The organism is Patescibacteria group bacterium (assembly GCA_018896645.1).
Classification (GTDB): Bacteria; Patescibacteriota; Patescibacteriia; order UBA2591; family JABMQE01; genus JAHIMF01.
The window spans coordinates 1-21,543 of sequence record JAHIMF010000005.1 but is presented as its reverse complement, the minus strand read 5'-3'; the positions used below and the strand labels follow the sequence as shown (position 1 = coordinate 21,543).

The following is a 21,543-nucleotide window of genomic DNA, read 5'->3' as shown; positions in this document are numbered from 1 at the left end:
AAACACAGATAGTGAAAAAATATAACTTATAACTAATAACCAGTCTAGCTTATAACTCTTTTTAGATTATCAGGTTTAGAGGAAATGTCAATCGCGGACTATCGTGTTATTCAACCATTCAATCACCTTCCGATTCAACATCATTTCCCTTAAATAAACCCAATAATTATCACTCTTCATTTTCTCCACCATCTCCGGCATAGAAGCATAAGCTTTGGCTTGCCGTTCAACCTCCTCATCAACTCTTTTTTCATCAACTTTAATCTTATTATCAATAATCAATTTACGAAACAACAGATTTAATTTTACTTTTTTCTCTGCCTCTTTCTCGAAACCATTTTTTACTTCTTCTTCGGTTTTTTTGAGGTGTGAAAGATAATCTTCAAACTTGCCTCCGCCATGTTCTATTTGAAATTTCGTTTCTTTTAACATTTGTTCTTGCTCATTTTTTACTAATGATTCCGGAATAAAGGTAATTGATGCCGCTTGAACAATTTTATCCAACATTTCTAATTCTTGGCGTTCGTTTTCTTTTTGCTCGACTTCCAAATAAAGATTTTCTTGCATTTGTTTTTTTAAATCAATGATTGAATTTTTTCCTAAGCTTTTAGCAAAATCATCGTCAAGATGGGGTAACTCTTGTTTATATACGCCCCGCACCTTGACTTTGAACCTCGCCTTTTTGCCGGCCAGTTCAGGAACATAATTTTTAGGAAAAGTTAATTCAAATTCTTTGTCTTGGTCAGCGGTTGCGCCAATCAGTTTATCTTCAAACCCAGGGATCATTAGGCCCTCACCAAGTATCACGCTCTGTTTTTCTGCTTTGCCGCCCTTAATCAATTTGCCGTCAACATATACCTCATAATCAACTTCTAATTTATCACCTTTTTGGGCTGGTCGTTTTTCTAGGACTTCTTTAGCCCGCGTCTTTCTTAGTTCTTCCAAAGATTTATTAATATCTTCCTCGTTAACTTTTACTTCATGTTTCTCAATTTTAATCTTAGAGAAGTCAGGCAAGGTTACGGTTGGCAGTAATGTAAAAACCGCCTTAAAGCTAAACTCGTTTCCGGGCGCTAGTTTTTCTAAATCAACTTTTGGCTGGCCCATGATATCCAAGTTTTCTTTAATAATGATTTCGTTAAGATATTTAGCCACTAATTCACTAGCTGTTTCTTCAAAAATTTTCATCTCACCCACATACTTTTTGACAACCTCGTACGGCGCTTTACCCGGCCGAAAGCCGTCAATTTTGATCTCTTTTGAGAGTTTGTTAGCTGTTTTTTTAGTAGCTTCTTGAAGCTCTACTACTGGAACAGTAACTTTAACTTCAAGTTCTTGGTTGGTTTTATTGATGATGTCGTAGGTCATAAAAAAACTAGTTACTGGTTAGATTGGTTATAAGTTATTAATTCGGTGTTGTGTCAGTTTGTCATATTAAATATATTGAAGTATGTCTGTGAATGGTCCATATTAAAATTTTATTCGTGATTAGTGAAATTCGCGTATAGATTAGTGTTAATTAGTGTATTTTCTCCACTTACAAAAATATTTCATCTGCGAAATTAAATGCGCTCGGACTGGTTTTGAAAATAAATTTTGTAAATTTATTTTTTTAGCAGAAAGCCGTTCCGGATAATGAACCATTTCTGCTTCTGGCAGACACCATACTTCCCAACTATTGTTCCAAAACCGCCGGCATAAATCAGTATCTTCAAAAAACAAGAAGAATCGTTCATCAAAAAGTCCGATAGAATCAAGCGCTAGCTTACGAATTAACAGGCAAGCTCCGAGCGCCCAATCAATCTTTCGCGCGGACTTTCTATCCCAATCAAACATTAAAAAGTCTTCTAATCTTTTTTTGCCCCAAGCGGTTTTACCTAACAGAGTACGGCGGTAAAGCGGCCGCCAAAAATCTGGGAATCGGAATTGCGCGTATTGCACGCTTCTGTCTGGATTAAGTAATTTTGGCGCCAGAATACCAACCCTAGAGCTTTCTTTCATGAACTTAATCATTTTCTCAATAGCGCCTTCAAGCAATGTAATATCAGGATTAAGAATTAAAATATATTCACCTTGCGCTTGTCTAATACCCAAATTATTACCCGCACCCATGCCAAGATTTTTATCTGATTGAATAGTCTTAATTCTGGAGTTATTGAATTGCTTTTTAATCATTTTTAGGCACCCATCACGAGAATCATTGTCAACAACAATAATTTCGTAATCAAAAACTAAACATAGGGACAATATCCCTTTGACACACTGCTTGACTAGTCCCCGTTGCTTGTAATTTAAAATGATTATTGATAATTCCACCATTTATTATTTACTATTTATTATTTACTATTCAAAATTATACTGATATACTAACCTTCGGTCCTCCACAAAAAGAATAGTAAATAGTAAATGATAAATAGTAAATTAGGTAATCCACCCCCTTATCTCTTTATCGCTCACCTGCTTCCCTTTCATAATAAATCTCCTCTTATCCAAAGTCTCGCCTAACTGACTAAAAAATTTGAATAAACCAGGAAATGTTGACTGCTCGAAAAGCAAAACATAAACCAACTTTTTCAGCTCATAAAAAAATATAAAAGGAAAGTAAAAAACCAGGTTGGCAAAAGTCAAATTTTTGAGGAGTGATAGTAAGTGATTTTTGTAGGATAATTGATTTATTAACTTTGAGCGTGTTTTGCGGTCATCACCTTTGCTTACACCCCGAAAATGATAAGCGTGAGCTTGGGGATTATACCGAGATATATACCCAGCCAGACGGAATCGCCAATCTAAGTCAACGTCTTCTTTATAGGAAAAGAAATTTTCATCAAAATATTCTTCTTTATATTTAATGTCTTCAAGAGCTGACTTACGAAGAAGCATTAAGGCACCAGAAATTCCAAAAATTTCTTCCGGTTTGCTGTACTGGTCTTCATCTTTTTCATTTTCACCCCGCTCTACAACGTGGTGACTTTTTAAAACCCGCAAACCGCAAGAGTCTATTATATCAGTTTTTATGGGTTTTGGCAATTCTTCAGAGTCCCATTTAGCTTTAAGCAATTTTCCGCCCACACTAGCAATATTTTTATCAGATTCTATTGTCTTCATCGCATTTTTTAAAAAATCATTTTTCAAAATTATATCAGTATTGCATAGCAAAACATACTCGCCTTTTGCCAAATGAATGCCCTGATTATTAGCGCGGCAAAAACCAAGATTTTTAAAATTCTTTAAACAGGTCGCCATGGGATACTCTTGTTTGATATATTCAACTGTACCATCAGTTGAGCCATTGTCAACAATAATAATTGAAAAATCCTTGAATGTTTGTTCAAAGATTGATTCCAGGCAGTATGGCAAAAATTTGCGGCTGTTCCAGGTGATGATGACGATTGTGATGAGGGGGGACATTTTTTGAGAATTGATTTAGTATAATAATACGATAATAGTCCATATAGTACACTCTATAATCAAACTTAGGGGAACACAAAATGAGACGAAGATTAGAAGAAGAAACCATGTTTTGCGTTTGTTCTTATAGACCAGATAATTTGAGTCATGATGCGGGTATCATATTACCGAAAGGCACGCCTTACAACCTGCTACACCAGGGGTGGAAAGGAGTGAATCCGGGGATAGATATATGAAAAGATGGGGTTTATTTACGTTCATGAAAGGGGCTGGCAACTTCCGAAAAATTTCACGGAAGATGTGGAGGGCATCAAAGGAATTTTTAAAACTCATCACTGGGATGAATTTATCAATAAAGCAAGTATTATCACGGATTGATCTCATTTTATAAATAATGAGCATGGAACCATTCGCGCGAATGGTTCCTTTTTCTTTTTGCAAAAATTTAACGGTATGATGGTTCATTATGTCAAATTGCATAACTATACTATGACCGTCCAAACGGTCAAATTTTTTCGGCATGACAGTTCAAACCGTCAAACCGTAAAATTTATCAGTGGACTATTCGCCCGAATAGTCCACCTTACTTTTCAATGATGTAAATATCGCCCCGCACAACAAAATATACCCGATCCCCAAGGGATGATTTAAATAAGGACTAAAGATATTAATAACTAGTAAAACAGCCATCCCCGCCAATAATCCTAAACACACTCCCTTATTCAAACCATTATTCTCAATTCCCTTAAACTTTTTCAGTCCTTGTTTCATAATCATCAAAATAAATAATAAATATACAGCCAGTCCGATAATCCCTATTTTTAACCAAATGTCCAAATATCCCCATTCAAAAGCATAAGTTGTATACCAACCCTCTGGATTAAGCTCGGTTCTAATCCGCGGGTCATTGCTTTGGTAAGTCACCGTGGCGCCAAAACCAGCACCCAAAATTGGATGTTTTAAATTTTCTTGCAGAAGCGGTTTTAGCAAATTTATTCGGCTTGAACCAGCGGCTTCAATAGTGGAAACCCGCTTTTCAACCAAGCTAGCAAAAGAAGCATTGTTGCTTGTTTTTGGCGGGAGTTTCATGATTCCAAAAATTATTCCTGACGAAATGATCAGAAAAACCAAAAATGCTCCAACTGTTTTAAGAATCATTGGCCAAGAAAATTTTTCCTTCAATATTAAATATAAAAAGAGTAGGCCCAAACCAGCAATCCAGCCCACCCAAAAACTTCGCGCAAAACTGATGATTATAGAAGTAAAAAGTAATAAAGTAATAAAGCCACCCAGAGGCTGGTCAGCCTTTGGCTGATAATAAAGTAATAAATTTCTTTTATTAGTCCTAACATTATAAATTAACAAACCAACAAGTAACATCGCGCCAATAATTATAAAAATCTGCGACTGGAAAAACACTCGATAAAAATTACCAGCCATCAAAGTTATCTCCCCCACTCCGGAATCCCGAAGCCATTTGTAAAATGGAGTGATATTAAAAAACTGATGACCAAATAGATAAAATACCACTATTGTCTTCACGGCTATCCAGGTAATGGCTGCGATGAAAATCTGGATAATGTTATTTATAACTTTTTGAGACCTAATAATATCTAAAAATGGTATGAACAAGGCAAAGTAGACCCAAGCGTTAAAGTCAAAAAAGACATCGTTGAATGGACTAGTTCGTAGTAATCCATTGGCTAATCCGATTACTATAAAAGTAATAAGTAATAAGTAATAAGTTCCGCCAGAGGCGGACCAGCCTTTGGCTGGAATAATTCTTTTATTGAAAATATGGAATTTTGTCAGTTTAAATCCGTGATCTGTGGCTATCCGTATGAAATCCGTGGCTATCAGTGTCTTACTTAACCAGACCGCCATAAACACCAAAAAAAGAGCGATTCGAATTGAAACGAGAACACCGCCCACTTCATAAAAAAATAAATAACCTTTGGAGCCAATAAAAAGCTCGGCTAACAGCAGGTATAACCCATACTCTATTTTCCAAAGACAGATTATGAAAAATAAACCCACCAAAATCCAAAAGGCAAAAGGCATGAATTGGAGAACCAAAAAAGCGAGCAATGAAAAAAGCTCTGCTAAAATAACAAAAAGTAATGTTTTCTTAAAAAATTGTCCAAACATAAAATAATTGAGTAAAAAAGTAATAAAGTAATCTGGTACATAATAAATTCTCGACCTTATTACCTGATTACTCGATTACTTTATTACTTTTTTTAGCAAATATTTGAATTATCACCGACAACCCTAAACTTATTGGCTGTAGCAACATCAACCCCAACCATTGCCACCAGGGTTTATGCTTCTTGAAATAGTATAGCAAGCTTCGATTAAACATTCGTTGTTTTTTAAAACTCAACACTTGCTTAAAACTTTGAGCGCCATGATGGATTATCTCGGCTTCCGGTGTATAGCAAACTTGCCAGCCAGCATCTTTAACCCGTTTACAAAAATCAACTTCTTCAAACCAAATAAAGAAATTTTCATCAAGCATTCCAATTTTTTCAATCACCTCGCGCCGAATCATAAAAAAAGCGCCCATGACTTGGTCGCACGGGTAGGTATGGGTCCCTTGACCCATACCTCGATAATCAAAATCCTTGGCAAAATATTTTTTTATTGGTCCGGCATTGGGAAACAAATGATGCAATTTTAACATTATCATCGCCTGCGACCAAAATGTTGGGAATCTTCGCACTGATGGCTGCAGACTCTCATCAGAATTCAATAATTTACACCCCGCCACTCCGCACTTTTTATGCTCACGCATAAACTCAACCATCTTTTCCAAGGCGCCATTAATTACCTCGGCATCTGGATTTAATAATAAAATAAATTCGCCTTGAGCTCTTTTTATCGCCTGATTATTCGCCTTAGTAAAGCCCAAATTCTTCTTATTCTTAATAATTTTCAAATTCAAGTCCTTTATTTCTTTATTTTCAGCCAAAGGCTGACCAGCCTCTGGCTGGCTTAGTTTCTCAATTTCTTCGATGCTTCCATCTTTAGACGCATTATCAACCACAAAAATTTCAAGCTTCAAATCACCTTGATTATTATAAATAGAGCCAAGGCACTTTTTAAGCAATTCCTTGACATTCCAAGAAACAATAATTATAGATAAATCAACTTTTTCATTCATAACCCTATTTTAGCGGATTTTTAGGAAAAAGAAAAGCCGCCTATTCGGAATGACTAATAGGCGGCTTTTCTTTTCCCTATCTTATTCTCACCTCCCAGAAAAAAGGGGGAAATCTATTTTAGTTTTCTAAACTCCTCCACTGATATTCCCAATTGATTTAATGTATCTTTTAAAAATCCTCTCTTAAGATCTCTTGGATGAATCGCAATTATAACTATTTCTTTTGTCTGGGGATGGCGCATCACTAAATGGCTCCCTGTTTGACGGCGTTTTATAAATCCTAACTTTAGTAGGGCTTTTATAAGCTCTTTGGGTTTTACTGAAGGGAGTTTTGAACTCATATCAAATTTGTACAGGCACAGCTATTCTGGTCTCAATCAATTCCTCTTCTTCCTTGGGTATTCTATCGCCATCCTCTTTTAAAACTGTGAGATAGGATTTAATAGCATCTTTAATCATTTTCTTTGCTTCTTCAAAAGTTTCACCTTGGGTTCGGCAACCAGGGAGCATGGGTACTCTAACAATATAGCCACCCTCTTGTGCCGGCTCAAAAATAGCTGTGTATTTATAAATTTTAGTTTCTTTCATAATCCATGTTTTTTAAAAATGATACCCTTAGCTTTATTATACGCATCCACTCTTTTTTTGTCAAGCCATGAAAGGTGATTATAAATAAATCTCGGTATCCACGAACTTATGGTATTTTTTTTGGTTGAGGTGGTAAATAAAACTTCCGGAATCCAGATACCCGGATGACCACTTTCCAACATTGTCAGCCAAAGATCCCAATCCTGGAATCTTTTGAGTGATTTGTCCCAACCAGAGACAGGAAAGGCTTCACGGCGAATTAAAGAACAAGTGTGGATATAAGGCATTTGTTTGAGTTTTTCTGCGTCAAATTTCCAGAGTTTAAATTTTTTCCAGCCCCATCTGAATGACGAATAAGCATAAGCCGCTTCTGGATATTTTTGCAAAGTTTGGTACATTTTCTGGATGCAACTTGGTTTTAAATAAACATCAGCATCAACAAAAAGTAAATATTCGCCTTTTGATTCTTTAAATCCCCTGTTCCTGGCGGCTGGCGCGCCTTGGTTTTGTTGGTGGATAACTTTCACCGGGTGGGTCGGGTCCCTTGACCCGACCTCTCGCGATGGGTCAAGGGACCCATCGCTACCCAATTTATATTCTTTCAAAACCTCCATTGTCTCATCCGTTGATCCGTCATTAACCACAATCACCTCTAAATTTTTATAAGTCTGACCCTGAACCACTTGCTTTGCTTGGGTACAGGGTAAATTAAAAATACATTCCAAACATTTTGGCAAAGTTTGGGCGCTGTTATAGGTTGGGATGATGATGGAGATTATGGGAGTTGACATAAATTGAATTGCCATGTAATATTTATTTAGGGAATGTTTTAAATAAACAACAAATAACAAAACATTCAAACTATCAAAGGGGGAACAGCTATGTGGTTATTATACTCTATCATAGCCACTGTGATACTTGTTCTTTGGGTTGCCATTTCTATAGGGGGAACCCTTTATCAAGAATCTATGGGGTATTATCCCAATGCAGATGACAGGAAGACCAAATTAGCCTTTGCGTTTCTGGGCCCTTTCTGGTTTAAACGGTCATGTCGCGATACTTTAATGCATAAAATACAATCCACTTGATAATACCCGCTATTATTTTGTCCCAATTTACTTTCACGGATTGGGATTTTTTTATTTTTAGCAATGAACTATTCAGGTGATTAGTTCAGTAGTTTTTTAAAATAATTATAGTATGACAGTCCAAACTATCAAACCAAAATTAACATAGCTTTATAGTATGACCGTTTGGACGGTCATATTATAGTTTATTGGGAATTTTTAATACCCCGTCCGCTTGCCTTCGGCTATGAGCTCAGGCCGAATGGCGGCGGGGTAATTCATTATAGTTTAAAATTCTTTCACTTCTTTTTAGACTTTTTCAACCTCTTAACTACTAATTTATAACCTTCTCCTTCTTGAAGCCAGTGACTAACCTTGGTAACTGTATCTTTACCCATCTTTAATTCTTGGGCTACTTTGTCAAAGGTTTTGCCTTGATAAAGTTTTTCGGCGGCTATCAAGCGACGTGAGAGCATGGTAATTTCTGTAAGTTCTAGGAGTTCGGCAAAGAATTTTTCCACTTCCTTTTTGGTTTTTAGGCTAGCCACTGCTTTATAGAATTCATTCAGTACGATTTTTTGATGTTTTCCTTGGAGTTTTCGAATGTTGTAATAAGGCATAGGAACTTTTGGATTTTAATATTTAGTATAGTATGACCGTCCAAACGGTCATACCGTATTTTCATAAAGTATTTCTTTTATTTTTTCCATTTTTTTATCCCAATCAAAATTTTTATCCGGCTCATATTTTTTATTTTCTTTGAGAACTTTTACAATATTCTGACTCAAATCTTCTACATCTTCCGACTTAATCAACACTCCCCCATCTTCAACCGCCTCTTTCACTCCCCCAACATCACTCGCCACAATTGGCAAACTAAATGCCCGGGCTTCCAGAAAAACAATGCCGAATCCTTCTGCTCTTGATGGACCAGCGTAAACATCGGCTGACCCGTAATATTTTGAAAGTTCTTTTTTATTTTTAATTTCACCGGCAAAAATAACTTTGTCTGCGATATTTTGTTTGACAGCCAAATTTTTTAGATTCTCCTTTTCTTGGCCGTCTCCAACAATAACATAAATTGCATTAGGGATTTGTTTTAAAATTTTTGGCAAGGCCTTGATTACTAAATCAAATCCTTTAACTTTGTGAAGGCGGCCGACTGAGAGGATTATTTTTTTATCGTTCACTTGAAGGTGAGATTCGCGAATCTCACCTTCATCGACAGCTTTGAAATCATATTTTTCTAAATCCAACCATGGGTGCACAACCTCAATTTTATTATTTTCAACGCCTAGCCCAACAACCCCGTTCTTCAAAAATTGACTGGTAGTGATAATTAATTTTGCTTTACTTAGGTTGAACTTCATCAGCCACCTGCCAAACCAAGATTTTGAATAAGAAGTAAAATCAGAACCCTGGATATAAATTAAATATGGCAGCTTCACAATTCTGGCCAACAAAATATAATGAGCATAATGGCCAAAATGAATGACTTTGATATTTTCTTTTTGAATAATTAGTTTGACAATTTTTATTAGCGGCCGCCATGTAGGTTTCAATTTACCAGCAAAAAAATTAGTGCGATGGATTTTAAACTTTTGCTGTTTATCAAACTTAACCTGCGCGCTCCCCGCCTTGTCATCGGCTAAAACAACCACTTTATCTACTGGCAGTCGTTTATATATATTATAGAGATATTCTTCGCCGCCGCCAATTTTGGGCGGAAAATAATATGTAATTAGTAAAATTTTCTTCATAATTTATATTTTATCTCTGGAACCATTCGTGCGAATGGCTCCATGCTAAATTTTATCCATTTTCTTAAATTTCGCCAAACGGAGCATCTCTTTAATGTCACTTTTTGATACGGTGGCGCTAACCATAATCATCCCAATATACACCAACCCCGCAATTGCAATATTAAAAACCACATGAACCTGATCTTTAACAAGATAAGCTAAACCACCCATTACAGCACTCGCTAATACAATTTTAATAAATGACCATCCCAAATATTTTTTGTCATAATGAATAATCCCGGAAACATAGGCCAAGCCCAACGTAAAAAGAAGGACTTGGCTGCATAAAGCGGCAATACTAGCGCCGACAAAAGAAAGGCGGGGTATCAGTATTAAATTTAAAACAATATTAATAACCATAACAATTCCAATGTTGCGAGTATTGGTTTTCTGCCGGTCGCAAGCATTGAGAAGCGCGCCAATAGGAAAAGTTAAAAATGAAAAAAAAGCGCTGATAATTAAAATTTTCAAAGCGAGAATAGAAGGTTCGTATTGATTGCTGTACACTTTGACAATAATTTGATCGGCCAATGCAATAGTGCGAAATGTTATTGGCAATACCGTGACCATTAAATAGAAAAAGGATTTTTCAAAAGTATTTTTAAGCAGCTCGCGAGACTTAAGCCAATAATGCGAAAAAGCCGGATAAACACTGGCGCCAAAAGCCATGGGCAAGACTTGCAATGAAAATACGAGCTTATACGGTACGCTGTAAAATCCCATGGCAGCATCGCCGGCCAGTTTAGTTAAAAGTACAGAATCAATATGAGAATAAACTTTTATAAAAACGCCAGCAATAAAAAATGGTGCAGCTAAACGTAATAAATTTTTAATCACGGCTTTTTCAAAAAGAATGCCGATTTTTACTTTAAAAACGTTGACAATTCTTGAAATCGTGTAAGTAAAATTTCCCAAACTACCACCCAAAATTGCAATTGCTAAACCATAAATTGGCCAGTGAAAAAGAAGCACGCAAGCCCCGATTCCAATTTCCACGGTTTGATAAATTACAGTGCCAATGCTTTCGTATTTTAAATTCTGATGACCGCGCATAGTGGCATGCATGGTTTGCGTTAAACCATCGAAAAACATTATCACGCCAGTGATCATCACCAAATTTTTAGTAATCTGCGGATACCCCAAAACATACACTAAGAAAATCGCCAAGCCATAGACCACGATGCCCAATAAAATCTTAAAGCTAAAAATATTGTCAAAATATTCATTAGTTTTTTCTGGATATTTGGCAATTTCTCTGGTCAAAACTTGATTGAGACCCAAATCGATTAAAATTGAGAGAAGCATAACAAAAAATACAGAAAACGTATATTTTCCGAGCAAATCCACGCCAAAATGCCTGGCAATCAAAGCAAAATAAACAAAAGCCGTGGCTTTTTGAAAGACATAGGCGGCAGTTAAATAAGTTGTGTTGCGGGCGATCTTACTCATAGATTATTTTATTATCAGTCCCTAGTTACTAACATTATACCACACAAAAACCCCGCTTGGCACGGGGTAATTATATATCAGTAAATTAATTAATCCAAGATTACCGCTTCGCCCACTGCGGCGCCCTTCGCGCTCCTTTAAGTCCGGGTTTTTTCCTTTCCTTTTTCCGCGGATCTCTTGTTAAAAAACCATCTTTTTTCAAAGAAGTATGATATTCATTATTATATTTATCTAAAGATTTAGCGATTGCGCTTCTAACTGCTTCAGCCTGGCCGCGGGTACCCCCGCCTTTGACACGAATCGTGAGGTCTATCTTACCATCTTCACCTACCAATTTTAATGGGGCCTCAACAATTTGCTGAAATTCAAAATAAGGAAAATATTCTTTATAATCCTTTTCATTAACCGTAATCCTTCCTTTACCTTTCGGATAAAGACGGCTAGTCGCTTTTGAACTTTTGCGACCAGAAACAGCATAAAAATATTTTCCTTTATTGGTGGGTTTATCTTCAGTTTTTTCTTTTTTAGCGGTCGGATACATAATTATAAAGTAATTCAAAAATCCAAATTTAAAATATCAAATCAATGACAAATGATTTAATGTCAATTTTTTTAGTTTGGATTTTAGATTTTGTTATTGATTTGATATTTGACATTTTGAATTTGGATTTTTATTAGGTGAATTAGAAATTAGGTGAATTAGGTGAATTTATAAGATAAATCATCGCCTCATTTAATAACCAATCTCTTCATCATCCCGTCCCGCAGCTTATTCGCTGGCAACATGTTTTTCACGGCTTTCTGTAATACTAAGCCGGGATTTTCAGCAAAGACTGCTTTAACTGATCTGCGTTTTAGATGACCTGGGTATGTAGAGTGGCTAAAATATTCTTTTTGTTCTAATTTTTTACCAGTAAATTTCATTTTACCAACATTTTCAATAATCACAAAATCACCTTGATCTAGATAAGGCACAAAATTAGATTTATTTTTCCCGCGCAGAATTATGGCAATCCCGCTGGCTAACCTGCCCGGTGCTTTACCTGTCGCGTCAATAGTATGTTTTTTTCGCTCTATAGATTTGACCATTCTCAATTAGGTTAATTTATTGCGATAAACAAAGTTTTTAAAAAATTATCAATTATCTCCAATCATACAAATTCAATCTGTGCCATCTGCGCGCCATCACCCTTTCGTGGTTCCAGTTTTACAATCCGCGTATATCCGCCTTTTCTGTCTTTATATTTCGGACCGTATACCTCCAAAGTTTTTTTCACTGCGTTCTCGGTCTTTAATTTAGAGATAAGCGTCCGCCGGGCTACCAATGTATTTTTTTTAGCACTGGTAAGTAGTCGTTCCACATACGGGCGTAGTTCTTTAGCTTTGGCTTCCGTAGTCTTAATTTTTTCATACAAAATCAAACTATCAGCTAGATTTTTCATCAAAGCTGTCCTCGGTCCAGTCTTCCTCCCCAATTTCCGTCCCTTCTTTTGGTGTCTCATAAAAAATAAATCAATTAACTAATAATCGATCCCTGCCTGACGGCAGGCAGGTAACTAGTCTAACTTATAACTTTTTCAACTTTCTTCGGTCTTCCCCGCTTCTTCTTTGGCTCGCCTTGACTTGGCGAGGCAGGTTTCTCTTCCTGGTTTTCTTCTTGTTTTTCCTCTTTCGCCTCCTCATCTTCTCCGGCTGTTTCGCTATCCTCTACTTTTTCCTCTTTGGGGACATCGACCTCTTCACTGATCCCCTGTTCGTCTTCCTTTTTTTCTTCAACTTTTCCATCGCTAGCTACAAAACTAAATTGCTCAACTAAAATCTTCCCTGCCTCCAATACCGCCCCTTCGGGAGTAATCGTACCATCGGTCTCAATGTCTAAAATCAACTTGTCATAATTAGTTCTTTCGCCCACACGGACATTTTCTTTCCTAAAACCGACTTTTTCTATCGGACTATAAAAAGCATCAATTTGAATAACGCCTATTTCTGGCTTCACGTCTCTCTTCTCATCAACAGGAACGTACCCCCGTCCCGGCTCAACCCAAATCTTCATTTCTAATTTGACATTTTTATCGGTTAAATGACAAATCACCAAGTTTTGATTAATTATCTCTACATCAGAATTCTTACTGATATCACAGGCTTTTACCGGTTTCTCTCCCTTAACGTTTAAATTAAGTTCTACCGGCTCCTCATTGAAAACTCGCAGATGAAGTTGCTTTAAATTTAACATTATGTCCACCACATCTTCTTTTACTCCAGGAATCGTTGAGAACTCGTGCGGGGCACCCTTAACTTTGAAAGCGGTAACTGCCGCACCCGGTAAAGAAGAAAGTAAAACCCTTCTTAGGGCATTGCCAATAGTGGTTCCATAACCAGGGTAACAAGGACCAATTGTCACGATAGCGTGATTTTTGTTTTCCTTGTCTTCTTCCACATTAATATTTTTTGGTAAAGGAATTTTTTGCATAGTTTTATTTTAAAAATTTATTAAGTGAATATTTCATTTTTCATGTGCTTTTGTAAAACCTTTGTGTGTTTTAATTTTTAAATAATTATAAAGACGATAACACGCGGAAAATGAAAACAAATACACACAAAAAATTGACGAACAGAAAAGAATTATCTAGAGTAATACTCAATAATTAATCGAATATCCAGGTTGTGCGGCAAATCAGCCGCATCTGGCGCAGTTAATACTTTAATTTCTAAAATTTTTGGATCCAAACTTATCCAGTTTGGTAAAGATTCGTTCTCTTTCTTAGTTTTAGCGCCCTCCTCCTTAAACTGTTTAACAAGGATGCTGGAGTCTTTAACAGTAACCACTTCACCGACCCTAAGAATATAAGATGGAATATCAACCTTTTTGCCATTAACCTTAATCAAACCATGAGATATTGCCTGTCGAGCTGCATCTCGGGATTTTACTATGCCGGTCCTATATAAAACACTATCCAGCCTTTGTTCCAGCAGGCCCAACAAATTATTGCCAGCGTCGCCGCTTAGGTTCATGGCTTTTTTCACATAATTCGCAAATTGGGTTTCCATTAATCTATACATTTTTTTGGCTTTTTGTTTCTCGCGCAGCTGCAAACCATATTCCGAAACTCTTATTCTTCGTTTAGGGCCATGGACACCCGGTGGATACTTTCGCTTAACTAATGCGCATTTTGTCGAATTACAACGCTCGCCCTTTAAAAAGAGCTTTTCGCCAATTCGTCTGCATTGTTTACATTTTGGATCTAGGTTACGTGCCATGATATTTTTATTATCACAATTTGTGAGCTTAAATTTGATAGAAATCAGTTGACAGAAAGCCGAAGTCGGTTTCAGAAATTAGAAATCAGAGAACAGTCCTGAAATTCATGATTTAAGTCTTACTATCGACCCCCAAAACTGACTTCAGCTTTCTGTTTTCGGTAACTGTTCTCTGATTTCTGACAACGATTTTCTCACTCGTATTTATTTAAAAAAACAAAATTTATAAAATTATACCCTCCTAACCTTCGGCGGCCGACATCCATTATGAGGTGTTGGAGTAACATCTTTTATTGATAGTACCGCCAACCCATTCGCATTTAAAGCCCTAACAGCCGCCTCCCGACCGGCACCAACGCCCTTAACAAAGACATAGACCTCTTTAAGACCTCGTTCTTTAATCGCTTTTTCGGCTGCTGTTTTAACTATTATCCCGGCCGCATAGGGAGTTGCCTTTTTAGGACCTTTAAAACCGCACTTCCCGGCGCTAGCCCAACTAATCACATTACCATTTTGATCGGCAATTGTTATTATTGTATTATTATAACTTGCTTGGACATAAACATGACCACTTTTAATCATCTTGATAACTTTCCTTTTTTTACTCTTGCCCTTTTTGCCTTTTTCAATTTTAACCTGGCCCTCTTTTTTTTCAGGGACAATGAGCCCATCTTCCTTGTTTTCATTAACTTCTAAGTTATCCAATGACTGATTCTTATTCTCAATTTTTAATTCTGTTTTTTTATCTTCTGCCATGAAATTTAATTATTGATTTATTTAGCTTAATTAAGCCCACCCTTTTACTTTTCTGCCTAAGTGATCGGACTATTACAAAGAATTGTATTTATGTCTTTTATGTCTTCTCTAGCGCTCGTTTTCGCCCGCTGGTCGCTGTCCGTCTGACATTACCTCTAACGGTCCGGGTGTTGGTTTTTGTCCGTTGTCCACGAACTGGTAAATGTCTAGCATGTCTTATTCCCCGATAAGAACCGATTTCTTTCAAACGTTTAATATTGGTTAAAATTTCTCTTTTTAATTCTCCCTCCACACGGTGATTCTTTTCAAGGATATCCCTAAGCTTGTTCGCATCAGTTTCATTTAAATCTTTTACCCGGGTATCAGGGTTAATTTTTAATTGACTTAAAATATTATTTGATAAACTCCGGCCAACACCAAAAATATAGGTTAAACCTATTTCTATCCTTTTGTCATTGGGTAAATTAACTCCAGCTATTCTTGCCATATTTTTAATATTTTTTAGCCTTGTCGTTGTTTATGCTTTGGGTTACGACAAATAACATAGAGACGTTTTTTACGGCGCACTATTTTGCATTCCTTACATATTTTTTTAACGGATGATCTAACTTTCATATAAATAACACGATTCGCGATACACATAACATGATACACTAATATTTTGCCTCATGTCATGTGTATCGTGCCTCGTGAAAATTAAAACCTATAGGTTATTCTCCCCCTGTCTAAATCATACGGGCTCATTTCAACTTTAACTTTATCACCGGGTAAAAGACGAATCCTATGAATCCGCATTCTGCCCGAAAGATAAGCTAATATCTCTCGACCGTCTTCAAGCTCTACCTTAAAGCTAGCTGAAGGTAAAAGTTCTGTAACCGTGCCTTCGGTTTCTATAAATTCTTTATTTTTGGCCATAAAATAAATACTAAAATACCTGCCGTTCAAATATGGGTTTTTAAAAAACCATTAACGACTTTGAAATAGGGTTTATTTTTGGATAATCTGTTAATTCTATACTTTACTAATATTACCTGATATTAGTTTTATTGTCAAGAAAAAACTCACAAAAATACCAAACTCACAAAATACTACAAATTCACCACTTACTACAAAACTATTGAATATTTATGTTTTTTGTTCTTTTGCGGTACAAATCAAAACCCCAAATACATCACCTCTTCCTGCAATTGAATACCCAATTCATTTCTGACCTTCTGTTTAATTATCGCAATAAGTATAACAATCTGTTCAGCGGTTGCTTTACCTAAGTTAACAATAAAATTGGCGTGCTTTTCGGAAATCTGTGCGCCTCCGACTATTTTACCTTTCAGTCCTGCTTCCTCAATTAGCCAGCCTGCGGGAATATAATTGTTTTTAATAAACTCTGGGTGTTCTTTTTGCAAAATTCTCTCCAATTTTTCATTTAACTTTTCACCTTTAAGAATTTCATATTTTTTAAATATTGACCCGGCTGAAGGCTTCCCGGGAATTTTCTGGCTTCGCTGACTCAACTGTTCTTTGATTTTTTGTTTTATATCCTTTTTATCGCCCTTTTTTAATTTCAGCTCTGCCTCTAAAACTATCCATTCAGGATGCTTTTTAAAAATACTCTCCCGGTAACCAAATTCACATTGTTTGTTATTTATTCCTTTTATTAATTTATTAAATTTATTATTAGAGTTAATTTGAGCAATATTTGAGATATTCGAGTTTTGACTTTTTTTAATATCCAAAGCTCGGCTATTTAAATACTTAACTTTTGTCACATAATCCTTCATCTCTTGTCCAAAGCAACCCGCATTCATAGTTATAGCCCCGCCCACTGTTCCCGGGACATCCATCGCCCACTCTACGCCAGTTAATCCATTCTCCATCGCAAACTGTGACAACTTTTTCAAATCTAATCCAGCGTCTACTAGCAACCTTGCGTCATCTAACTTCCGATGTCCGACATTCGACATTTTTATAATAAGACCATTATATCCCTGATCACTCACTAAAATATTACTGCCTTTTCCAATCACTGCATAATCTAATCCATCATCCTTTGCTAACCCAACCGCTTCCACCAATTCCTCACCCGACTTGGCTTCCAAAAAATACTTAGCCGGTCCGCCAATTCTAAAAGTCGTATAATTTTTCATCAATTCGTTTTTTTTCAATCTTGTTTTAAATTTCTTTTCTAAACTATTCATAAAAGGATTAGTGATTGGTGCAATTCGTGTACAGATTAGTGCGAATTAGTAATATTCATTTACCTACTCCACAATACTCAAACCCCAGCCCCTCCGTTTCTGCCCTCTCTAATAAATTCCTGCCATCTACAATTTTCGGACATTTCATCAATTTTTTAATCCTTTTCCAATTTAAATCTATAAATTCCGGCCATTCGGTAGCTATTAACAGCGCGTCAGCACCAGTCACTGCTTTGTAGGGATTAGTAAAATATTTAATTTTTCGGTCCAAGACTTTTTTAGCGTTTTCTATGGCAATCGGGTCATATGCTTGAATTTTTATTTTTGATTTTTGCAGTATTTTAATAATATCAATAGCGGCTGACTCGCGCACATCATCGGTGTTATTTTTAAACGCTAACCCTAAAACCGCCACTGTTTTGCCTTTTAGTTTTCTACCAAGCATTCGCTTTACTTTATTAGCCACCAATTCCCGCTGTTGCTGATTAACCCGAATCACACTCTTAAGCAACTTAAAATCATAACCATCTTGAAACGCAATATTATGCAAGGCCTTAACGTCTTTGGGGAAACAATTATGGACTATTAAACCATGGCTGGTTATAAAAGTTTGAGTATCTTTAACCTCAAGTGAATATACATCAACCTCTTTATATTCTTTCTTCAATTCTTTAATCTCAACAGCACAGAAATCAGAATTAACTCGCTTAAATCCAACTGATTTAATGTCCTTGCAATTACTTAATACCTGATTAATCTTCCTTTGCGTTTTTTTGTCTTTAAAATTACTCAGGGCTTCTATCTGTTTTTTAGTAGAAACCCTAAAAAAATGAGCATAATCACTTGATTTTTTCGAAATCGAAGTCTTATAACTCGGGACAATGCCAATTGAATTAAAGAGCAAAATACACTTATGAGTTAAACTATAGCTTATTGATCCATAATCATAGACAACAGAATTAGTGCCTTTTGGGAAAGCAACATGTCCATCGCCCCTAAATAATCCTCGGAGGAACTCCGCCTTTTTATCTTTATCTAAGGAAAAAATCATATCAGGTACATCCGCGCTATATGAATCCTTTCCACAGCCTAAATGATTATTTAGTAAATAAGCCCAAATAATTGAAGAAAAATAAAAAGATTTAGTTGGGATGTCTTTTCTACCCCGCAAGCCAAATTTAAGTGAATATTTATTAAAGATATTTGTTAAATCATTAATGTATTCTTTTTCATTTGAATTAAAATGTATATTTATTCTCGCTCGTGTTCCTCTCAAATTTTTCTCATAATGAATATTCCCCTCACTGATGTAATAACCCAAGAGTCGACAAAAGTCATTATCAATTTTAATAACCGCTGGGCAATAAGTTGTCTTGCCCCTTGAAGTAAAAAGAACCAGATCTTTTCTTGAAATTTTATCTTTTGTTTTCATTTCAGTCTTTAGAAATTCTTCGAGATTCATACAATTTGAGCGCAAGATGTCCCTGAGTCTGGAAGCTTTAAATGAACTTAATCTTTCTTTTACATCTAAAAACTGTTTACCAACTGGCCTAACTCTTACTTTTTTATAATCAAATTTATCCTTTGGCAAAATAGATATAACATCAATTACAGACCCTTTTGTAATATAAGGCATGGATGTAAAACAAGGTAGTCTATCAGTCAACAACAAATCTTTTGCCAACTTCAATTTAAACCTACTATCTTCATAAGAAATGAAAGGATGATCTTCAGTACAAGAGAGCATCTTATTCATTCGTGATTTTATGAACACTATATCGCCCTTATATTTTCTTTTAGTTATATTGATAATCGGTCTGAACAAAACCTTTCTCTTATTAATGTCAAAACTCAACACATCTGACTTTATATATTTTTGATTAAATAGATCTTTGATTTTGATCGATTTAATTTGATTTCCTTTTTTTATAATAATAATCTCATTTTCAGTCAAACAACTACCGCCATAACCAAGCCCGGCTTTCATAAAACTATAGCCAATCCGCCTGTCCATGCCTACTCCCTCTGCCACCACATCAACATCAGCGTCCACATGTTCGCAGATATTGGCAATCTCGTTTATGTAGGAAATTTTTGTGGCTAAAAATGCATTGGCTGCGTATTTAACCATTTCGGCCGAAGCTATATCCATTATTAGTTTTGGAGCTTTTATTTTTTTATAAACTTGGCGCATTATTCTTTTGGCTTTAGGAGAATCAGCTCCGAGCACAATTCTGTCCGGCCCTAAAAAATCCTTGATACTTGAACCCTCGCGCTGGAATTCCGGATTAGAAACTATATCAAACTCGGTTTTTTTATAACTTTCTATAATTTTTCTAACCCGCCCAGCTGTTCCTACTGGCACCGTACTTTTATCTACAATGACAGCATAGTGATCAAGATGCCGACCAATCTCATGCGCCACTTGCCAAACATATTTCATCTCACAAGACCCATCTGGTTTAGATGGAGTGCCAACGGCAATAAAAATAACTTCCGCGCTTTTTAGAGCATCGGGAAGAGAAGTCGTAAAATGCAAACGGCCTTGATACAAATTCGCCCGAAGCAATTCTTCAAGACCGGGTTCATAAATAGGCGAAAAACCTTTTTTAAGTTTAGTAATCTTTTTCCTGTCTTTATCAACACAAGTCACCGAATGATCAAGTTTAGCTAAACAAGCGCCAACGACTGTGCCAACGTAACCAGAGCCGATTATAACGATGTTCTTCTTCATAAATTGATTTATTGATTTATTAAATTTATTGCGCTTCGCTTTTATTAATTATTTATTAACCACCGTTTATTAACTCTATTAACTCTATTAACCCTATTAACCACATTCGTGATTAGTGAAATTTGCCCGCCTAGCCGTCGAGGCTGGTGTACAGATTAGTGTAAATTAGTGATTTCTAAACCAATCCACGGTCCTCCCAATCCCCTCATCAATCCCAACCTCCGGCTGCCACCCAAACGCTTTCTTCGCTAACGACCAATCTAAACAGCTTCGCCTTTGCTCGCCTGGTTTTGCTGGACCATATTTTGGTTTGGTTTTGACGCCAGCTGTCTTCGCTATTTTATCAAAAATTTTATTTATGTTTGTTTCTTTTGAAGTGGCGATATTATATTTTCCTGTTTTTGCTTTTATAGCCAAAACATTTGCGCGCGCTATATCTTCCACAAAAACATAATCTCTGGTATTTTTTCCATCACCGTAAATTGTTGCTTGCTCTCCAGCCAAAATCCTGTCTGCAAAAATCGCTACTACTCCGGCTTCGCCTTTTGAATTTTGCCTGGGGCCATAAACATTGGCATATCGCAAGGCAACATATTCAAGACCGTATTGAAGATTGTAATAATCCAAATATTTCTCACTCGTTAATTTGCCTATTCCATAGGGCGAGGCCGGCTGTTCCAAATGACCCTCTTGTGTTGGAATGGCTTTGGTGTCTCCATAGATAGCGCCGCCAGAAGAAGCAAAAATAAATTTCTTGACCCTTGCTTCTCGCGTTGCTTCAAGCAAATTTATAATTCCTAAAATATTCACCTCGGCGTCCCAAATAGGATCAGCCACTGATTTTCGGACATCAATCTGCGCGGCGTGATGGCTGATTATATCTGGTTTTTCTTTTTTGATGATTGCTTTCACTTTTGGACTTGCAATATCAACTTTATAAAATTTTGATTTGGAATTGAGATTTTTTTTATTTCCAGCACATAAATTATCAACCACAACTACTTTGTGGCCGGCTTTTATATACCCGTCTTGAATGTGGGAACCGATAAATCCGGCGCCGCCGGTGATTAGGATTTTCATAAGTTATAGATGCTAAAATTTATTTCCTTAAAATACCGTAAGA

General features: G+C 36.3%; 24 protein-coding genes. All 24 read right to left on the bottom strand.

The genetic code is table 11. The features are described from left to right. Positions 1-87: 87 nt before the first annotated feature. Positions 88-1,368 (bottom strand): trigger factor, encoded by a 1,281-nt coding sequence (gene tig, locus KKD20_00280; protein ID MBU4331548.1) that lies wholly within the window; start codon positions 1,366-1,368, stop codon positions 88-90. Positions 1,369-1,515: 147 nt separating this feature from the next. After that, complete coding sequence (locus KKD20_00275) at positions 1,516-2,319, bottom strand: glycosyltransferase family 2 protein (protein ID MBU4331547.1); 804 nt, start codon at positions 2,317-2,319, stop codon at positions 1,516-1,518. A gap of 102 nt (positions 2,320-2,421) precedes the next feature. After that, positions 2,422-3,408, bottom strand: a complete 987-nt coding sequence (locus KKD20_00270; GenBank protein ID MBU4331546.1) for a glycosyltransferase family 2 protein — start codon at positions 3,406-3,408, stop codon at positions 2,422-2,424. A 159-nt stretch (positions 3,409-3,567) separates the two neighbouring features. Then, a complete protein-coding gene (locus tag KKD20_00265) occupies positions 3,568-3,930 on the bottom strand; it encodes a hypothetical protein (GenBank protein MBU4331545.1) in 363 nt (120 codons plus the stop codon). A 39-nt stretch (positions 3,931-3,969) separates the two neighbouring features. After that, entirely contained in the window at positions 3,970-5,556 is a 1,587-nt protein-coding gene (locus KKD20_00260) for an O-antigen ligase family protein (GenBank protein MBU4331544.1), read from the bottom strand. A 67-nt stretch (positions 5,557-5,623) separates the two neighbouring features. Then, positions 5,624-6,571, bottom strand: a complete 948-nt coding sequence (locus tag KKD20_00255; GenBank protein MBU4331543.1) for a glycosyltransferase family 2 protein — start codon at positions 6,569-6,571, stop codon at positions 5,624-5,626. 113 nt (positions 6,572-6,684) lie between these two features. Then, the gene (locus KKD20_00250; protein ID MBU4331542.1) at positions 6,685-6,912 is read right to left on the bottom strand and encodes a type II toxin-antitoxin system HicA family toxin; all 228 of its coding nucleotides are present in this window, start codon (positions 6,910-6,912) and stop codon (positions 6,685-6,687) included. Between the two features lies 1 nt (position 6,913). After that, on the bottom strand, positions 6,914-7,159 hold the full coding sequence (locus tag KKD20_00245) for a type II toxin-antitoxin system HicB family antitoxin (GenBank protein ID MBU4331541.1): 246 nt from the start codon (positions 7,157-7,159) through the stop codon (positions 6,914-6,916). After that, positions 7,156-7,950 carry a glycosyltransferase family 2 protein gene (locus KKD20_00240; protein ID MBU4331540.1) on the bottom strand — a complete coding sequence of 265 codons (795 nt, stop codon included), beginning with the start codon at positions 7,948-7,950 and terminating at the stop codon, positions 7,156-7,158. The genes KKD20_00245 and KKD20_00240 overlap by 4 nt, the downstream gene beginning before the upstream one ends. A gap of 575 nt (positions 7,951-8,525) precedes the next feature. After that, positions 8,526-8,846 (bottom strand): hypothetical protein, encoded by a 321-nt coding sequence (locus KKD20_00235; protein ID MBU4331539.1) that lies wholly within the window; start codon positions 8,844-8,846, stop codon positions 8,526-8,528. Between the two features lie 48 nt (positions 8,847-8,894). Then, the gene (locus KKD20_00230; GenBank protein ID MBU4331538.1) at positions 8,895-9,986 is read right to left on the bottom strand and encodes a glycosyltransferase family 4 protein; all 1,092 of its coding nucleotides are present in this window, start codon (positions 9,984-9,986) and stop codon (positions 8,895-8,897) included. Positions 9,987-10,031: 45 nt separating this feature from the next. After that, positions 10,032-11,477, bottom strand: a complete 1,446-nt coding sequence (locus tag KKD20_00225) for a flippase (GenBank protein MBU4331537.1) — start codon at positions 11,475-11,477, stop codon at positions 10,032-10,034. Positions 11,478-11,577: 100 nt separating this feature from the next. Then, positions 11,578-12,018 (bottom strand): 30S ribosomal protein S9, encoded by a 441-nt coding sequence (gene rpsI / locus KKD20_00220; GenBank protein MBU4331536.1) that lies wholly within the window; start codon positions 12,016-12,018, stop codon positions 11,578-11,580. A gap of 188 nt (positions 12,019-12,206) precedes the next feature. After that, positions 12,207-12,566, bottom strand: coding sequence for a 50S ribosomal protein L13 (gene rplM / locus KKD20_00215; protein MBU4331535.1), 360 nt, complete (start codon positions 12,564-12,566; stop codon positions 12,207-12,209). Positions 12,567-12,628: 62 nt separating this feature from the next. Beyond that, a complete protein-coding gene (gene rplQ / locus KKD20_00210) occupies positions 12,629-12,979 on the bottom strand; it encodes a 50S ribosomal protein L17 (protein ID MBU4331534.1) in 351 nt (116 codons plus the stop codon). Positions 12,980-13,038: 59 nt separating this feature from the next. Further along, positions 13,039-13,947 carry a DNA-directed RNA polymerase subunit alpha gene (locus KKD20_00205; protein MBU4331533.1) on the bottom strand — a complete coding sequence of 303 codons (909 nt, stop codon included), beginning with the start codon at positions 13,945-13,947 and terminating at the stop codon, positions 13,039-13,041. 152 nt (positions 13,948-14,099) lie between these two features. Then, positions 14,100-14,735 carry a 30S ribosomal protein S4 gene (gene rpsD, locus KKD20_00200; protein MBU4331532.1) on the bottom strand — a complete coding sequence of 212 codons (636 nt, stop codon included), beginning with the start codon at positions 14,733-14,735 and terminating at the stop codon, positions 14,100-14,102. A 231-nt stretch (positions 14,736-14,966) separates the two neighbouring features. After that, positions 14,967-15,491: a 30S ribosomal protein S11 gene (gene rpsK, locus KKD20_00195; GenBank protein ID MBU4331531.1), complete on the bottom strand. Its 525-nt coding sequence runs from the start codon at positions 15,489-15,491 to the stop codon at positions 14,967-14,969. A gap of 97 nt (positions 15,492-15,588) precedes the next feature. Continuing rightward, positions 15,589-15,978 (bottom strand): 30S ribosomal protein S13, encoded by a 390-nt coding sequence (gene rpsM / locus KKD20_00190; protein ID MBU4331530.1) that lies wholly within the window; start codon positions 15,976-15,978, stop codon positions 15,589-15,591. 14 nt (positions 15,979-15,992) lie between these two features. After that, entirely contained in the window at positions 15,993-16,106 is a 114-nt protein-coding gene (gene rpmJ / locus KKD20_00185) for a 50S ribosomal protein L36 (protein ID MBU4331529.1), read from the bottom strand. An 81-nt stretch (positions 16,107-16,187) separates the two neighbouring features. Beyond that, the gene (gene infA, locus KKD20_00180; GenBank protein MBU4331528.1) at positions 16,188-16,406 is read right to left on the bottom strand and encodes a translation initiation factor IF-1; all 219 of its coding nucleotides are present in this window, start codon (positions 16,404-16,406) and stop codon (positions 16,188-16,190) included. Between the two features lie 239 nt (positions 16,407-16,645). Beyond that, entirely contained in the window at positions 16,646-17,686 is a 1,041-nt protein-coding gene (locus tag KKD20_00175) for an FAD-binding protein (GenBank protein ID MBU4331527.1), read from the bottom strand. A gap of 55 nt (positions 17,687-17,741) precedes the next feature. Next, a complete protein-coding gene (locus KKD20_00170; GenBank protein ID MBU4331526.1) occupies positions 17,742-20,420 on the bottom strand; it encodes a nucleotide sugar dehydrogenase in 2,679 nt (892 codons plus the stop codon). 165 nt (positions 20,421-20,585) lie between these two features. Beyond that, positions 20,586-21,500 (bottom strand): NAD-dependent epimerase/dehydratase family protein, encoded by a 915-nt coding sequence (locus KKD20_00165; GenBank protein ID MBU4331525.1) that lies wholly within the window; start codon positions 21,498-21,500, stop codon positions 20,586-20,588. Between the last annotated feature and the right edge of the window lie 43 nt (positions 21,501-21,543).

Coding starts and splice junctions, on each gene's coding strand:
- KKD20_00205 (MBU4331533.1), bottom strand. CDS start 13,947: ATGCAAAAAATTCCTTTACCAAAAAATATTAATGTGGAAGAAGACAAG.
- rplQ (MBU4331534.1), bottom strand. CDS start 12,979: ATGAGACACCAAAAGAAGGGACGGAAATTGGGGAGGAAGACTGGACCG.
- rplM (MBU4331535.1), bottom strand. CDS start 12,566: ATGGTCAAATCTATAGAGCGAAAAAAACATACTATTGACGCGACAGGT.
- rpsI (MBU4331536.1), bottom strand. CDS start 12,018: ATGTATCCGACCGCTAAAAAAGAAAAAACTGAAGATAAACCCACCAAT.
- rpsD (MBU4331532.1), bottom strand. CDS start 14,735: ATGGCACGTAACCTAGATCCAAAATGTAAACAATGCAGACGAATTGGC.
- KKD20_00250 (MBU4331542.1), bottom strand. CDS start 6,912: ATGAGTTCAAAACTCCCTTCAGTAAAACCCAAAGAGCTTATAAAAGCC.
- KKD20_00175 (MBU4331527.1), bottom strand. CDS start 17,686: ATGAATAGTTTAGAAAAGAAATTTAAAACAAGATTGAAAAAAAACGAA.
- rpsM (MBU4331530.1), bottom strand. CDS start 15,978: ATGGCAAGAATAGCTGGAGTTAATTTACCCAATGACAAAAGGATAGAA.
- KKD20_00255 (MBU4331543.1), bottom strand. CDS start 6,571: ATGAATGAAAAAGTTGATTTATCTATAATTATTGTTTCTTGGAATGTC.
- KKD20_00240 (MBU4331540.1), bottom strand. CDS start 7,950: ATGTCAACTCCCATAATCTCCATCATCATCCCAACCTATAACAGCGCC.
- rpmJ (MBU4331529.1), bottom strand. CDS start 16,106: ATGAAAGTTAGATCATCCGTTAAAAAAATATGTAAGGAATGCAAAATA.
- KKD20_00165 (MBU4331525.1), bottom strand. CDS start 21,500: ATGAAAATCCTAATCACCGGCGGCGCCGGATTTATCGGTTCCCACATT.
- KKD20_00245 (MBU4331541.1), bottom strand. CDS start 7,159: ATGAAAGAAACTAAAATTTATAAATACACAGCTATTTTTGAGCCGGCA.
- KKD20_00275 (MBU4331547.1), bottom strand. CDS start 2,319: ATGGTGGAATTATCAATAATCATTTTAAATTACAAGCAACGGGGACTA.
- KKD20_00235 (MBU4331539.1), bottom strand. CDS start 8,846: ATGCCTTATTACAACATTCGAAAACTCCAAGGAAAACATCAAAAAATC.
- KKD20_00265 (MBU4331545.1), bottom strand. CDS start 3,930: ATGCCGAAAAAATTTGACCGTTTGGACGGTCATAGTATAGTTATGCAA.
- KKD20_00225 (MBU4331537.1), bottom strand. CDS start 11,477: ATGAGTAAGATCGCCCGCAACACAACTTATTTAACTGCCGCCTATGTC.
- KKD20_00260 (MBU4331544.1), bottom strand. CDS start 5,556: ATGTTTGGACAATTTTTTAAGAAAACATTACTTTTTGTTATTTTAGCA.
- infA (MBU4331528.1), bottom strand. CDS start 16,406: ATGGCCAAAAATAAAGAATTTATAGAAACCGAAGGCACGGTTACAGAA.
- KKD20_00170 (MBU4331526.1), bottom strand. CDS start 20,420: ATGAAGAAGAACATCGTTATAATCGGCTCTGGTTACGTTGGCACAGTC.
- KKD20_00230 (MBU4331538.1), bottom strand. CDS start 9,986: ATGAAGAAAATTTTACTAATTACATATTATTTTCCGCCCAAAATTGGC.
- rpsK (MBU4331531.1), bottom strand. CDS start 15,491: ATGGCAGAAGATAAAAAAACAGAATTAAAAATTGAGAATAAGAATCAG.
- tig (MBU4331548.1), bottom strand. CDS start 1,368: ATGACCTACGACATCATCAATAAAACCAACCAAGAACTTGAAGTTAAA.
- KKD20_00270 (MBU4331546.1), bottom strand. CDS start 3,408: ATGTCCCCCCTCATCACAATCGTCATCATCACCTGGAACAGCCGCAAA.